A 14,330-nucleotide genomic window follows, 5' to 3' on the forward strand; every position below is an offset into this window, starting at 1 on the left:
TGAGTTCTATGCTTACTCAAGAAAAAATAATGAATGCGTTAAAACACGTAGAGGATCCAGAATTACACAAAAGTATTGTGGAGTTAAACATGGTTAGAAATATACAAATGAATGGAACAGAGGTTAAACTTGAAGTAGTGCTAACGATTCAAGGGTGTCCGTTAAAATCAAAAATTCAACAAGATATTGAAGAATCGCTTCACGCAATTGGTGCCTCTAAAGTGGCTGTAACATTTAGTTCTATGACAAAAGAAGAACGTGCAGTCTTAACAGAGAAGTTAAAGAAAAATACTAGAACAGAAACTGGTATGCCAAGCATGCTTCGTCCTGATTCAGGAGTACAATTTCTTACTGTAACGAGCGGAAAAGGTGGAGTCGGAAAATCAACTGTAACAATTAATCTTGCAACAGCTTTAGCTCGTATGGGCAAAAAAGTGGGGATATTAGATGCAGATATATATGGTTTTAGCATTCCAGCTATGATGGAAACGAATCAAAAACCAACGATGATTGATCAAACAGCAATTCCAGTTATTAGTCACGGTGTTAAAATTATGTCTATGGGATTTTTTACAGAAGGAAATAATCCGGTTATGTGGCGCGGACCGATGTTAAATAAATGGATTCAAAATTTCCTTGCGAATACGCACTGGGGAGAATTAGATTATTTACTTCTTGATTTACCACCTGGTACAGGAGATGTTGCTATTGATGTTGCAGCAATGATTCCGCAGGCGAAAGAAATTATCGTTACAACACCACATAATGTAGCTTCATTCGTAGCATCTAGAGTAGGCGTAATGGCAAAACATACGAAACACGAGATTTTAGGTATTGTGGAAAATATGGCTTATTATGAAGAACAAGATGGATCGAAAAATTATCTGTTTGGAAAAGGCGGCGGCGAAATGTTAGCAGAACAATTGCAAACAGAAGTAATCGCACAAGTACCTTTTGCAAAACGTGAAGAAAATAACGGTTCATCTGTATATGATGAAGATTCTCTTGTTGGAGAAGTGTTTACAGCGTTAGCAGAAGATATTATTTATAAAGGATAGAGGAGGAATTTTATTATGGGGTGTAATATTGATCATTCTATTGAAGATGTAATGAATAAACTTGAAAGTCAAAAGAGTTTTTTATCTGAAGAGATTTTTAAAGGATTAAAAAATTTTTTGCAAGGTAATCACTCACAAGAAATATTAAATGATGTCTTTCATCTTCTAAAAAAGTATGACTTAGTTAGTGAAGAAGAAAGAGAGACGAGAAATACTCAATTATTGCTGATTATAAAATAAATAAGCTTTGGCTTTTGTTTTGTAACAGGAGGGGTAAATGTAATGAATATGAAGAAGATGATTGAAACGATAGAAGCAACAAAAATGACTGATGAAGAATTATCGATTGCTCATTTACATCAAAAGCTCGTGAAGCTATATAGTCAAAAAAATGTTGCTCATTATACGGAGTTATTAAAATATATTTTATCCTTATCCGTGCAGCTTGATTTACATTTCGTATTGAAATATTTTGGTGTGCGACCGGTTGTTGCTATAGACGAGCGTATGCAATTTCAAGAGATATTTAAATGTTTAGCTAATAAGGATGATAATGGGGAATGGTTTTTACATTTCGTTTCTTTATATGTAGGGCTAATTGTAGTTCTTCACTTTGATGAAAAAGTGATTGAGAGAAGTTTTTTTGATGCTATGGTAGTGGGTGAAGGGAATGAAATATAAGGATCTTGCCCATAACATCTTTCTATTTAATAGCTATAATTAGTCTTTTGATTGGCTATGTAAATATGAAGGTAACGAATTAATAAAAAGTGTTCTTCAGTTGTTTCCATCGTTTTTTCATGTTACCATTAAGCGAATTTTTCATAGGGAGAGAAAGCGATGAAATGGATTTATTTTATTCTTATTAATGTTATAGCTTTTAGCCTTATGGGGCTTGATAAACGAAAAGCGAAGAAGAAACAGTGGAGAACGCCAGAAAGTACGTTGTTTTTATCAGCAGCAGCTGGGGGAGCAGTTGGAGCTTGGATTGGTATGTATATGTTTCATCATAAAACTCATAAAAAGAAATTTGTTTTCGGCATACCGTTACTTGTTGTAATAACGGTATGTTTATTATTCGTTGTATGAGAAATGTCGAAAGAAATGCAGATTGATTATTGGTAAAGTGAGCACGTGGGAACGTATAATGGAGAAAAAATGAGAAGAGGAGAAAAAGGAAGATGGGGAGTCAATCAGCAGAGCAAAAAAAAGGGATTATATATGCGGCTGGTGCGTATACGATGTGGGGAATACTACCAATCTATTGGAAATGGGTTGAGGAAGTCCCAGCAGATGAAATATTAGCACACCGCATCGTTTGGGCATTCGTGTTTATGTTAATCGTATTAGGTGTTACGAAGAGATTTCGTCAGTTTATTGGAGAGTTCGTGAATCTTTTTAAACGACCTAAATTATTAATGTCATTAACAATAGCTTCAGTCTTGATTAGCGGAAACTGGTTTGTCTACATATGGGCCGTTAATCATAATCATGTCATTGAAGCAAGTCTTGGCTATTATATTAATCCGCTTATTAGTATTTTACTTGGTACAGTCGTTTTAAAGGAAAAGTTAAACTTTTGGCAATACGTTGCAGTTGGCTTAGCTGGAGTAGGGGTTGTCATTTTAACAGTACGTTTCGGGGCTATTCCGTGGGTTTCTTTATCACTTGCCCTTTCATTTGGATTATATGGATTAACAAAAAAAATGTTAAACTATGATGCGACAATTGGACTTACGATGGAAACGATGTTAGTAACGCCGTTTGCGATTATTTATTTAGTAATGACAGGAGTACATGGTTTCGGCTCATTTGGCTCGATCTCAATGTCATCGACATTACTATTAATAGGAGCGGGCATTGTTACAGCATTGCCACTTTTTTATTTTGCAAAAGGAGCCCAACTTATTCCGCTTTATATGGTAGGTTTTTTACAATATATTGCACCAACAATTAGTTTGATTTTAGGTGTATTCGTATTTGGTGAACATTTCACATCTACTCATATGATTGCATTTTTCTGTATATGGGTTGCATTAGTTGTATTCTCGGTAGCGAAAACAAAGTTCTTGGTGCAGAAACAACCGAAATTTATAAAAAATAAATCAGCAAAAGTATCATAATGCGTAGTATTTTCTACGCATTTTTCTTTATACTGATACTATAGGATTTCCATTATAGCTAGTAGGGAGCTGAGAACGTGGAAACGATTTTACATAACGATCCGCTTATGGCCGCTGTAATTTCATGGTTTTTAGCACAATTAACGAAAGTAGTCTTTAAATTATTTAAAACGGGTGAATTTGATTTTGCAAAGTTCTTCGCTTCAGGTGGGATGCCAAGTTCTCATGCTTCAACTGTTACAGCACTGGCGACAGGTGTTGGCGTTGTGGAAGGTGTGGAAAGTACTTTATTTGCAATTGCTGCTATTTTTGCCATTATAGTTATGTATGACGCTTCAGGAGTAAGGCTTGCAGTAAGTAAACAGGCGAAAATATTGAATGAGTTTTTTCACGGTAGACAAACAGAATATAAGAAGTTAAATGAACTTGTCGGGCATACACCGTATGAAGTAGTAGTTGGTGCTTTATTAGGGATTATTGTCGGAGTAGGATATTGTTTATGAGCAGAACATTTTATATGTTCTGCTTTTCTTTGTATTCATACATATTCAGCTACCTTCTTGAATATCGTTATACGGATTTCGAAAGGGTGGGTGAGTAACTTGTTATTATACGAAAAAGCGCATGAAGAAATAGTGAGAAGAGCAACTGCACTTCAAACAATGCAATGGCAAGATGGTACGTGGCGATTTTGTTTTGAAGGAGCTCCATTAACAGATTGCCATATGATTTTTTTATTAAAATTATTAGGTAGAGATAAAGAGACAGAACCGTTCGTAGAAAGAGTAGCATCACTTCAAACAAATGAAGGAACGTGGAAATTGTATGAAGATGAAGTGGGAGGTAATTTATCAGCTACCATTCAATCTTATGCCGCCTTACTTGCTTCGCAAAAATATACAAAAGAAGATGCGAATATGAAGCGAGCGGAAAATTTCATTAAGGAACGCGGAGGCGTGGCGCGTGCTCATTTTATGACAAAGTTTTTATTAGCAATTCATGGAGAATATGAATATCCTTCACTCTTTCATGTACCAACACCAATCATGTTTCTACAGAATGATTCCCCCCTCAGTATATTTGAATTGAGTAGCTCAGCACGTATCCATTTAATTCCGATGATGGTGTGTTTAAATAAAAGATTTCGAGTAGGGAAAAAGTTATTGCCAAATTTAAATCACATTGCGGGCGGGGGCGGAGAATGGTTTCGGGAGGATCGGTCTCCTTTGTTTCAAACGTTATTAAGTGATGTAAAACAAATTATCTCGTATCCACTTTCGTTACATCATAAAGGATATGAGGAAGTCGAACGTTTCATGAAAGAGCGTATTGATGAAAATGGAACGTTATATAGTTACGCAACTGCCTCGTTTTATATGATTTATGCTTTACTTGCGTTAGGGCATTCTCTTCAATCATCAATGATTCAAAAGGCTATAGCTGGTATAACATCTTATATATGGAAGATGGAAAGAGGGAGTCACTTGCAAAACTCTCCTTCAACTGTATGGGATACGGCTTTACTCAGCTATGCGTTACAAGAGGCACAAGTTCCGAAAGATCACAAGATGATTCAACAGACAATAACATATTTATTAAAAAAACAGCATACAAAAAAAGCTGATTGGAGCGTACATGCTCCCGCACTTACTCCTGGCGGTTGGGGTTTTTCGGATGTAAATACGACAGTTCCAGATGTTGATGATACAACTGCTGTACTAAGAGTGTTGGCAAGAAGTAGAGAGAATGAAAAGGTAAATAATGCTTGGCAGAAAGGGATTGATTGGGTTAAAGGATTACAAAATAATGATGGGGGCTGGGGAGCGTTTGAAAAAGGTGTGACGAGCAAATTATTAGCAAATTTACCAATCGAAAATGCAAGTGATATGATTACAGATCCTTCCACACCAGATATTACAGGAAGAGTGTTAGAGCTTTTCGGGACATATACGCAAAATGAATTACCTGAGAAACAAAAACAAAGTGCGATAAATTGGTTAATGAATGCACAAGAGGAAAATGGATCATGGTATGGGAAATGGGGGATTTGTTATATATATGGTACGTGGGCTGTTATCACAGGTTTACGGTCACTCGGAATTCCATCTAACAATCCATCATTGAAACGAGCAGCTTTATGGCTTGAACATATACAGCATGAAGATGGTGGATGGGGAGAATCCTGCCAAAGTAGTATGGAGAAAAGATTCATTACTTTACCATTTAGTACACCATCTCAAACAGCATGGGCGTTAGATGCTCTCATTTCTTACTATGATACAGAAACGCCAGCTATTCGAAAAGGCATTTCATATTTGCTTGCGAATCCTTATGTGAATGAAAAATATCCTACTGGAACAGGTTTACCTGGTGGGTTTTATATTCGTTATCATAGCTATGCCCAAATTTATCCGCTACTTACTTTGGCACATTATACAAAAAAATATAGAAAATAAACCGAGAGATATCTCTCGGTTTATTTTGTTGGGTAGTAGGTCCCTGTTGAAAAGAATAAGGTTGTGCTTTCCTTATTTTTCAGTTGACTGGCGTTTTTGACGTGCATCAGCGGCATTTGCACGTGCGTTTGCTTCTAAGTCATTGTGGTCAGCAAGTTCACGAGAGAACTCTACATCAATGCCATCAGTAGCTTTGTTTTGTTTGAAATTTTTTTTGTTCATTCGACACAATCTCCTTGCACTTTATCCCGCTTTAATGGGCAGTAAGACCCCCACCTTAAAATTTAGTGAAAGCAAAGAAGTGAGGTGGGGAATCAACTGCCCATAAAAGTCCGATTGGTGAGGGCTGATAATCAGTGGGGATGAAGAAAATCCCACTGATTAAAGTTGCACTTTATGCGACGTTGCAAAGTTAGTTTGACACAAATAGACTTTTTTATACAAAGAGGAATTGGAAAGTAAAAAGCCGAAATATACAGTATAAGTAATAGAAATGGGGGATAGGTATGGAGTTTTTAAACGGGAAAACAGCTGTTGTAACAGGAGCTGCACAGGGAATTGGAAAAGAGATTGCAAGGGTGTATGCAAAACTAGGGGCGAAAGTATTAATTAGCGATGTAAATGAAGAGAAATTACAAAAAACGACACGTGAGTTCTTGGATGAAGGATATGAAGTGAGCTTATATCGATGTGATGTGAGTAATCAAAATGAAGCAAAGTCGTTAATTGAATATGCGGTTCAAAAATTCGGAACATTACATATTTTGGTGAATAACGCTGGGATTACAAGGGATGCAATGTTACATAAAATGGAGAAGTCTGCTTGGGAACAAGTATTACAAGTGAACTTAACTGGAGTTTTTTATTGTATGCAACCAGCGCTGCTTTACATGAGACAACAAGGGTATGGACGTATTATTAATATATCTTCAATTAGTAGAGAAGGAAACATAGGTCAAGCAAACTATGCAGCTACGAAGGCAGGCGTTGTAGGTTTAACGAAAACGGCAGCGAAAGAAGTTGGAAATTTCGGTATTACGTGTAATGCGATTTGCCCAGGATTTATGGATACAGATATGACAAAAACGATACCAGATAAAGTGAAAGAAAAGATTGTCGGCGCGATTCCGGTTGGTAGAATTGGAACACCAGAAGATATTGCGAACGCAGCTGCCTTCTTAGCATCAGAATACGCATCCTATATTACAGGAGAAGTATTAAATGTGAGCGGGGGACTGCAAGTTTAAAGACATACATAATGAAAAGAACCTGACCGGATAGGTCAGGTTCTTTCTCTTTAATTTAAGTTAAGCCAAACGCTCTTCACTTCTGTATAGTTATTTAATGCATAAGATCCCATTTCACGACCAAGACCGGATTGTTTAAATCCTCCAAATGGAGATGCTGCATCAAAGACGTTATAACAGTTTACCCATACTGTACCAGCACGTACTTTACTTGCAACGTAGTGTGCTGTTTTAACATTTTCTGTCCACACACCAGCTGCTAAGCCGAATTGTGATTTATTTGCACGTTCAATTACTTCATCAATATCGTTAAACGGTATAGCAGAAATAACTGGACCGAAAATTTCTTCTTTTGCAATCGTCATTTCATCATTTACGTCAGCGAATACTGTAGGAGAAACGAAGTAGCCTTGATCAAATGGATTACTTCCTCCGCAAAGTACTTCAGCACCTTCTTCAATCCCTTTTTCGATGTAGCCCATTACACGTTTTTGTTGTTCTTCGGAAACGAGAGGACCGATTGTAGTTTCTGGACTTAAGCCAGCACCTTGATTTAATTTTTTAGAGTAAAGGACAAGGTCAGCCATGACATTATCATACATTTTCTTCGGAACAAATAAACGTGATCCAGCAGAGCATACTTGTCCTTGGTTAAACATAACACCAGAAAGTGCACCAGGAATCGCGCGAGATAAATCAGCATCTGGCAAGATGATATTTGGTGATTTACCGCCTAACTCAAGTGTAACACGCTTTAATGTTTCAGATGCTTGGCGCATAATTTGCTTACCGACTGGAGTAGAACCAGTAAATGCAATTTTATCAACGAGTGGATGATTAACAAGAGCTTGTCCAGCTGATTCACCGAATCCAGGAACGATATTAATAACACCTTTCGGGAATCCAGCTTCTTCAATTAATTCAGCTAAGTATAAGGCAGATAGTGGAGTTTGTTCTGCAGGTTTTAAAACGATTGTACATCCTGTAGCAAGCGCTGCTCCCATTTTCCACATTGCCATAAGAAGTGGGAAGTTCCAAGGGATAATTTGACCAACGACACCAACAGCTTCATGACGTGTATAGTTAAAATAATCACCGGAAACAGGGATTGTTTGACCAACGATTTTCGTCGCCCAGCCAGCATAATAGCGCATATGCTCAATTGCAAGTGGTATGTCTGCTGCCATTGTTTCACGGATTGGCTTTCCGTTATCTAACGTTTCAAGCTGTGCAAGCTCTTCTTTATGTTCTTCCATTAAATCAGCTAACTTGTACATAAGCCGGCTTCGCTCAGCAGTGCTCATGCGAGACCAAGGACCTTCGTCAAAAGCTATGCGAGCTGCAACGACAGCTTTATGAATATCTTCGCGACCAGCTTCAGAAACGACGGCAAGTGTTTCGCCAGTTGCTGGGTTAGGTGTGTTAAACGTTTTACCGGAAGCGCTTTCAATGAAAGATCCATTCACATATAACTTTTTTGTACCTTGAAGAAACTTTTCTACCTTTTCATGAAGATTTACAGCTAGTTGACTCATTGTATAACCCCCTTGAAAATATAATGTAAACGCAGTACGAGACGGCGTTTATTCCGAAATCAAGGATGTGGAAACTAGATGGAAAGCCTCTAATTAAAATCATAATTAACAAATACTGAAAATTCAAATTTCATTTGTGTTACAATTGTAAAAAATATGTAATGTAAGAAAGTCTTCTATATGATTATAAAAAATCCTGCTTGTTTTTGCTTTCTAGTAGGAAAAACTAGAAGAACAATGGTACAATAATACATCGTGAGAGGAGGGAGAAAAATGAAGAATTATCATGATGATCCACGCTTTCGAATCGCCCATAGAGAAGCGTTAATTGGTCTTGGACTTGCTATTATCAATTTTATAATATGGTACGGATTTGCTTATGGGCTTGGTAGTAAAAATCCAAGTGAATATACATATGTATTTGGTTTTCCAGCATGGTTTTTTTATAGCTGTATCGTTGGATTTATCGTTATGGTTATTTTACTTAGTTTAGTTGTTCGTTTTGTATTTCAAGATATTTCACTCGATGAGGAAGAAAAAAGTGAGGAATAATAGATGAATTGGTATGTAATCATTCCAATGATAATTTCGTTTATCGTTGTATTTTTAATTGGTGTATATGCTTCAAGACGTGTACAAGCGACTGCCCATAATAAATTTTTGCAAGAATATTTTTTAGGTGGGCGTGAGCTCGGTGGTTTATTATTAGCGATGACAATGATTGCTACATACGGTAGTGCTAGTAGCTTTATTGGTGGTCCTGGTATTGCTTACAATATGGGGCTTGGATGGGTATTGTTGTCTGCGATTCAAGTTGTAACAGGTTATATCGTTTTAACAGTTATCGGTAAAAAGTTTGCAATTATCGCTAGGAAGATGGAAGCCATTACTCTTATCGATTATTTAAAGGGAAGATATAATAATAAAGCAGTTGTCATACTTTCTGCGTTATGTATTATTATCTTTTTATTTTCAGCAACAGTAGCTCAGTGGGTCGGCGGTGGCCGATTAATCGAGTCGCTAACGGGTCTTTCTTATACAACAGCACTATTTTTATTTACTTTTTCTGTACTTGTGTACGTATTAATTGGTGGATTTCGTGCAGTTGCTTTATCAGATACGTTATTAGGTATCATTATGTTAGTTGGAACGACAATCATCTTAATTGCTACTGTCGTTGCCGGTGGTGGAATTGAAAAGATTATGCAGGAACTTGTTCAAATCAATCCGAATTTAATTACACCATTCGGAGCAGATGGTAGTTTAACGAAATCATATGTGACATCATTTTGGATTTTAATTGGAATTGGCGTTGTCGGTTTACCGCAAATTAGTGTGCGTGCCATGTCTTATAAAAATTCAAAAGCGATGCATCAAGCGTTAATAATTGGGACGATTGTTGTCGGTACAATTATGATTGGTATGCATTTAACGGGTGTGTTCGCACGAGTCGTACTTCCAGGTATAACGGTACCAGATAAAGTAATGCCGCTACTCGCGATGGAAGTGTTGCCACCTTGGTTAGCTGGGGTTTTCTTAGCTGCACCAATGGCAGCGATTATGTCTACAGTAAACTCGTTATTGCTACTTGTAAGTTCATCAATCATTAAAGATATATACGTAAATTACATAAATAAAGATGCGGCAGATAGTACGATTAGAAAAGGGAGTTTATGGATTACTGCTATCGTAGGACTGCTCGTTTATGCAGCAGCAATTAAACCACCTGATTTTTTAATATGGTTAAATTTATTTTCTTTCGGTGGATTAGAAGCAGCATTCATTTGGCCAATCGTATTAGGATTATATTGGAGGAAAGGAAATGCAACAGGAGCGCTTGCATCTATTTTAGTTGGGGTAAGCTCATATATGTGTATCCATCTTTTCTATCCAAATCCGTTCGGTATACATACAGTTGTCTTCCCAATTTGTTTTGCGTTTATCGCTTATATCGTTGGAAGTATGAGTGCTGTAAAGAAAACAGTATAGGTTAGTGGGAGAACGTAGTCCTTAGAGGACTGCGTTTTTTCGTATAAATTTGTTCTTTTTATTCTGTAATCCTGTGAATATTCATAAATTAATAACAATTGAGGGGATGGAGTTGAGGGTGATGAAAAAAGTATTGTTTTTAGGAGACCCGGGAATTGATGACTCTTTGGCAATTATGTATGGATTGTTACATCCTGATATTGATATTGTTGGTGTAGTAACTGGATATGGAAATGTAACGCAAGAAAAGGCGACAAGTAATGCGGCATATTTATTGCAACTGGCAGGGCGGGAAGACATACCTGTTATTAATGGTGCGAAAATCCCTTTATCTGGAGATATTACAACATACTATCCAGAAATTCATGGGGCGGAAGGTTTAGGACCAATTCGACCGCCAAAAAATCTTTCTCCAAATATAAAGCCTTTTTGTGAGTTTTTTGACATACTTGAAAAATATAAAGGAGAATTAATTATAGTTGATGCTGGTAGGTCAACGACACTTGCGACAGCATTTATTTTAGAAAAACCATTGATGAAGTATGTGAAGGAATATTATATAATGGGCGGTGCTTTTTTAATGCCTGGCAATGTGACACCAGTCGCAGAAGCTAATTTTCATGGTGATCCTATTGCGTCACAATTAGTAATGCAAAATGCCAAGAATGTGACATTGGTGCCGCTTAATGTTACATCTGAAGCTATAATTACGCCAGAGATGGTAAAGTACATTACGAAACATTCTAAAACAAGTTTTAATAAATTAATTGAACCGATTTTTACGTATTATTATAAAGCTTATAGAAAATTAAATCCGAAAATAACAGGGAGTCCAGTACATGACGTCGTTACAATGATGGTTGCGGCAAATCCCTCTATTTTGGACTATGTATACCGCCGTGTCGATGTAGATACAGTAGGGATTGCAAAAGGAGAGAGTATTGCTGATTTTCGTCCTCAACCTGATGCAAAAGCTTTAAAGAATTGGGTTCGAATTGGTTGGTCGTTACACTATAAAAAATTCCTCGAAGATTTCGTTAAAATTATGACGTAGACATAATGGGAGAATACAAGTTAAAATAATGGAGATGATTACTAAAATAATCATCTCCATTATTTTGTTTGTAAGAGATAGATAGAGAAGAGCTACACAATAGGAGAGGAATTTTACTTGAAAAAAACTATAGTATGCGCAGTGATTGTGGGTATTTTCGTTTTGCTAATATCGGGTAATTTTTTAGTGAAAAAAGTTTGGAGTTCGAATAATGATGATGCGCAGTATATCGCATCCTTTATTGAAGAACATAAAGATGAAAAAAATAGCGCGCTTCTAGTAAAAAGAAATGATAAAGTCGTTTATTCTGTAAATCCGAATGTTGTATTGCCAGTTGCTAGTACAATGAAATTAATTGTGGCGCTTGAATTTACGAAACAAGTTACGGAAGGGAAAATTGATTCGTCTAGTTTTGTTTCCATAAATGATGTGAATCGTTATTATGTACCGAATACAGATGGTGGTGCGCAAGATAGATGGCAAAGGTATTTGGAGAAGACAGGTAAGATAACTGAAGGAGCGATTTCTTTAGAAGAAGTGGCAAAAGGAATGGTTAAGTTTAGTTCGAATGCGAATGCTGAATATTTAATGGAAGTGTTAGGATTAGATAATATTAATCGGAATTTACAAAGTTTATCGCTTCCAGCACATCAGCCGCTATTTCCAATTGTTTCATCTTTGTACATTCCAGGATATTTGCATAAAGAACTACACGTTCCGAAATATAAAATAGAGAAAAAGTTAAAAGAAATGTCTCAAGAGCAATATCGTCAATATGCGATGATTATTCATGAGCGCTTAAAAAAGAAGGGACCATTATTACAGAAGGAAATTCCTCTTTATTTAGAGGAACGTTACGATAAAATTTGGTCAGATCGATTGCCAGCTGCTTCTGCAAACGATTATATGGTACTGCTTCAAAAGGCAAATCATAAGGGTGGACTGACAGAAGCAGAAGAAAAAGTATGGGCTAACATCGTTGAAACAGATATGAGCGCTAAGAAATACCGTAAAACATTTAGACATGCAGGGCAAAAAAACGGCTATACGCCATGGACAGTTACAAAAGCAGTTTATGCGATGGATAAACGGGGGAACTGTACAGAAATAGTGTTTTTAGCAAATAATTTAAATGAGGACGACAGTGCAGAAATACGGAAACATTTAGCAAACTTGCATTTCCAAGTGTTGCAAAGTGATAAGTATGATGCGACTTTTATTAAATAAACTCGGTGCAGAGAGCACCGAGTTTATTTTTGTGTACAAGCACTTTTTTGCTATCTCTGGGTATGATGGGTAGTAATACTTAGGTGAAAGGGGAAAAGGTGATGAAACAAAGTAAAGAAGAGTTTATAAAGAGTGAAGGCGCTGATTTCCCTGGGAAAACATATGTGGATTGTGTATTACAACATGTATTTAATTTTCAACGAAATTACTTATTGAAAGATATGTTTCAAGTGCATAAAGCGCATATTACGATGCTGATGGAAGAAAATTTAATGAAAAAGGAAGAAGCTAAAGTTATATTACACGCGTTAAAAAAGGTAGAGGGAATGCCAGAAGAGCAATTGCTCTATACAGAGCAGCATGAAGATCTCTTTTTTTTAGTAGAACATTTAATTTCTCAAGAAGCAAAAAGCAATTTTGTAAGTAATATGCATATTGGTAGAAGTAGAAATGATATGGGTGTCACGATGTATCGCATGAGTTTAAGACGGTATGTATTACGATTAATGGAACATCATTTGTTATTGCAAGAGAGTATATTGCAACTTGCTGCTGATCATAAGGAAACGATTATGCCAGCTTATACCCATACACAACCAGCGCAGCCAACGACATTTGGTCATTATACGTTAGCGATTTATGATACGATGCAGAGAGATTTAGAACGCATGAAAAAAACGTACAAACTTTTAAATCAGTCCCCAATGGGAGCCGCTGCGCTAGCTACAACAAGTTTCCCAATTAAACGAGAGCGAGTTGCCGAGTTACTTGGGTTTACAAATGTAATTGAGAACTCATATGATGCTGTTGCTGGAGCGGATTATTTATTAGAAGTTAGCTCTTTACTTATGGTAATGATGACGAATACGAGCAGATGGATCCATGACTTCTTACTATTAGCGACGAAAGAATATGATGGTATTACTGTGGCGAAGCCATATGTGCAAATTAGTAGTATTATGCCGCAAAAGCGAAATCCAGTTTCCATTGAACACGCCCGTGCAATTACGAGTAGTGCTTTAGGAGAAGCATTTACAGTATTTCAAATGATTCATAATACACCATTTGGTGATATTGTTGATACAGAGGATGACTTGCAGCCATACTTATATAAAGGGATTGAAAAGACTATTCGTGTTTTTTCTATTATGAATGCAGTTATTCGAACGATGAAGGTTGAGGAAGAAACGTTGAAAAATCGTTCCTATAAACATGCAATTACGATAACTGATTTCGCAGATGCTTTAACAAAAAACTATGACATTCCATTTCGGCATGCGCATCATGCAGCGAGTGCTATTGCAAATATGTTATTGGAGCAGAAAAAGGAGCTTCATGAATTACATTTGAAAGATGTGAATATGTACTTACAAGAAAAATTTAATATAACTTTATTAGAAAAAGAGTGGAAAGAAATTATATCGCCAGAAGCTTTTATACAAAAAAGAAATGTATACGGTGGGCCGAGTAAAAAAGAAATGGAGCGCATGATTAACAATCGAAAAGAGTTATTTCGACAAGAAGAAGAGGTATTTGAAAAGGAAAAACAGAGAATTTTACAAGCTGAAAATAATTTGAATACGTTAGCTTCGAATATTATTGAATCGTAAAAGAGGGATTTAGTGAATTAATCGCCAATAC

15 protein-coding genes are annotated in these 14,330 nt (G+C 36.5%); 13 read left to right on the forward strand and 2 right to left on the reverse strand.

Translation table 11 applies throughout. The features are described 5' to 3' along the window. Nucleotides 1-8: 8 nt before the first annotated feature. The 7 genes from PQF83_RS17225 to PQF83_RS17255 all read left to right on the forward strand — a co-directional run bounded on the left by PQF83_RS17225 (nt 9) and on the right by PQF83_RS17255 (nt 5,637). On the forward strand, nt 9-1,058 hold the full coding sequence (locus PQF83_RS17225; RefSeq protein WP_000957491.1) for a P-loop NTPase: 1,050 nt from the start codon (nt 9-11) through the stop codon (nt 1,056-1,058). Between the two features lie 15 nt (nt 1,059-1,073). Then, nucleotides 1,074-1,298: a hypothetical protein gene (locus PQF83_RS17230; RefSeq protein WP_000501862.1), complete on the forward strand. Its 225-nt coding sequence runs from the start codon at nt 1,074-1,076 to the stop codon at nt 1,296-1,298. Nucleotides 1,299-1,340: 42 nt separating this feature from the next. Continuing rightward, a complete protein-coding gene (locus tag PQF83_RS17235) occupies nt 1,341-1,739 on the forward strand; it encodes a hypothetical protein (RefSeq protein ID WP_001056287.1) in 399 nt (132 codons plus the stop codon). A gap of 159 nt (nt 1,740-1,898) precedes the next feature. Beyond that, nucleotides 1,899-2,147: a DUF1294 domain-containing protein gene (locus tag PQF83_RS17240; RefSeq protein WP_000871337.1), complete on the forward strand. Its 249-nt coding sequence runs from the start codon at nt 1,899-1,901 to the stop codon at nt 2,145-2,147. 92 nt (nt 2,148-2,239) lie between these two features. Then, the gene (gene rarD, locus PQF83_RS17245) at nt 2,240-3,181 is read left to right on the forward strand and encodes an EamA family transporter RarD (protein WP_000535535.1); all 942 of its coding nucleotides are present in this window, start codon (nt 2,240-2,242) and stop codon (nt 3,179-3,181) included. 77 nt (nt 3,182-3,258) lie between these two features. Then, the gene (locus tag PQF83_RS17250; RefSeq protein ID WP_000447815.1) at nt 3,259-3,684 is read left to right on the forward strand and encodes a divergent PAP2 family protein; all 426 of its coding nucleotides are present in this window, start codon (nt 3,259-3,261) and stop codon (nt 3,682-3,684) included. 99 nt (nt 3,685-3,783) lie between these two features. Then, the gene (locus tag PQF83_RS17255) at nt 3,784-5,637 is read left to right on the forward strand and encodes a terpene cyclase/mutase family protein (protein WP_000928130.1); all 1,854 of its coding nucleotides are present in this window, start codon (nt 3,784-3,786) and stop codon (nt 5,635-5,637) included. A gap of 72 nt (nt 5,638-5,709) precedes the next feature. Here the strand turns inward: PQF83_RS17255 and PQF83_RS17260 are convergent, their stop codons facing one another. Further along, nucleotides 5,710-5,859 carry a YfhD family protein gene (locus PQF83_RS17260; protein ID WP_001035808.1) on the reverse strand — a complete coding sequence of 50 codons (150 nt, stop codon included), beginning with the start codon at nt 5,857-5,859 and terminating at the stop codon, nt 5,710-5,712. A gap of 284 nt (nt 5,860-6,143) precedes the next feature. On the opposite strand from PQF83_RS17260, the gene fabG reads away from it, so the two are divergent. After that, entirely contained in the window at nt 6,144-6,884 is a 741-nt protein-coding gene (fabG, locus tag PQF83_RS17265; RefSeq protein ID WP_000395020.1) for a 3-oxoacyl-ACP reductase FabG, read from the forward strand. A gap of 50 nt (nt 6,885-6,934) precedes the next feature. Here fabG and dhaS read toward each other — a convergent pair whose 3' ends face one another. Continuing rightward, nucleotides 6,935-8,419 (reverse strand): aldehyde dehydrogenase DhaS, encoded by a 1,485-nt coding sequence (gene dhaS / locus PQF83_RS17270; protein WP_000080286.1) that lies wholly within the window; start codon nt 8,417-8,419, stop codon nt 6,935-6,937. A 273-nt stretch (nt 8,420-8,692) separates the two neighbouring features. Between dhaS and PQF83_RS17275 the strand changes: the two genes are divergently transcribed. The 5 genes from PQF83_RS17275 to argH all read left to right on the forward strand — a co-directional run bounded on the left by PQF83_RS17275 (nt 8,693) and on the right by argH (nt 14,299). Beyond that, entirely contained in the window at nt 8,693-8,971 is a 279-nt protein-coding gene (locus PQF83_RS17275) for a YhdT family protein (RefSeq protein WP_000800722.1), read from the forward strand. 3 nt (nt 8,972-8,974) lie between these two features. Next, nucleotides 8,975-10,408 carry a sodium/pantothenate symporter gene (panF, locus tag PQF83_RS17280; RefSeq protein ID WP_001104829.1) on the forward strand — a complete coding sequence of 478 codons (1,434 nt, stop codon included), beginning with the start codon at nt 8,975-8,977 and terminating at the stop codon, nt 10,406-10,408. Nucleotides 10,409-10,514: 106 nt separating this feature from the next. Further along, entirely contained in the window at nt 10,515-11,462 is a 948-nt protein-coding gene (locus tag PQF83_RS17285) for a nucleoside hydrolase (protein WP_155005152.1), read from the forward strand. A gap of 117 nt (nt 11,463-11,579) precedes the next feature. Next, nucleotides 11,580-12,689 carry a serine hydrolase gene (locus tag PQF83_RS17290; protein WP_000751358.1) on the forward strand — a complete coding sequence of 370 codons (1,110 nt, stop codon included), beginning with the start codon at nt 11,580-11,582 and terminating at the stop codon, nt 12,687-12,689. 101 nt (nt 12,690-12,790) lie between these two features. Next, the gene (gene argH, locus PQF83_RS17295; RefSeq protein ID WP_000813994.1) at nt 12,791-14,299 is read left to right on the forward strand and encodes an argininosuccinate lyase; all 1,509 of its coding nucleotides are present in this window, start codon (nt 12,791-12,793) and stop codon (nt 14,297-14,299) included. Nucleotides 14,300-14,330: the final 31 nt, after the last annotated feature.

Origin of the sequence: Bacillus sp. FF-1 (genome assembly GCF_028548245.1) — a bacterium.
Lineage (GTDB): Bacteria > Bacillota > Bacilli > Bacillales > Bacillaceae_G > Bacillus_A > Bacillus_A paranthracis.

Excerpts from the sequence above, each read along its gene's own strand:
- PQF83_RS17235 (WP_001056287.1), top strand. The coding sequence starts at position 1,341 with ATGAATATGAAGAAGATGATTGAAACGATAGAAGCAACAAAAATGACT.
- PQF83_RS17240 (WP_000871337.1), top strand. The coding sequence starts at position 1,899 with ATGAAATGGATTTATTTTATTCTTATTAATGTTATAGCTTTTAGCCTT.
- PQF83_RS17275 (WP_000800722.1), top strand. The coding sequence starts at position 8,693 with ATGAAGAATTATCATGATGATCCACGCTTTCGAATCGCCCATAGAGAA.
- dhaS (WP_000080286.1), bottom strand. The coding sequence starts at position 8,419 with ATGAGTCAACTAGCTGTAAATCTTCATGAAAAGGTAGAAAAGTTTCTT.
- rarD (WP_000535535.1), top strand. The coding sequence starts at position 2,240 with ATGGGGAGTCAATCAGCAGAGCAAAAAAAAGGGATTATATATGCGGCT.
- PQF83_RS17260 (WP_001035808.1), bottom strand. The coding sequence starts at position 5,859 with ATGAACAAAAAAAATTTCAAACAAAACAAAGCTACTGATGGCATTGAT.
- fabG (WP_000395020.1), top strand. The coding sequence starts at position 6,144 with ATGGAGTTTTTAAACGGGAAAACAGCTGTTGTAACAGGAGCTGCACAG.
- PQF83_RS17225 (WP_000957491.1), top strand. The coding sequence starts at position 9 with ATGCTTACTCAAGAAAAAATAATGAATGCGTTAAAACACGTAGAGGAT.
- panF (WP_001104829.1), top strand. The coding sequence starts at position 8,975 with ATGAATTGGTATGTAATCATTCCAATGATAATTTCGTTTATCGTTGTA.
- argH (WP_000813994.1), top strand. The coding sequence starts at position 12,791 with ATGAAACAAAGTAAAGAAGAGTTTATAAAGAGTGAAGGCGCTGATTTC.
- PQF83_RS17230 (WP_000501862.1), top strand. The coding sequence starts at position 1,074 with ATGGGGTGTAATATTGATCATTCTATTGAAGATGTAATGAATAAACTT.
- PQF83_RS17285 (WP_155005152.1), top strand. The coding sequence starts at position 10,515 with ATGGAGTTGAGGGTGATGAAAAAAGTATTGTTTTTAGGAGACCCGGGA.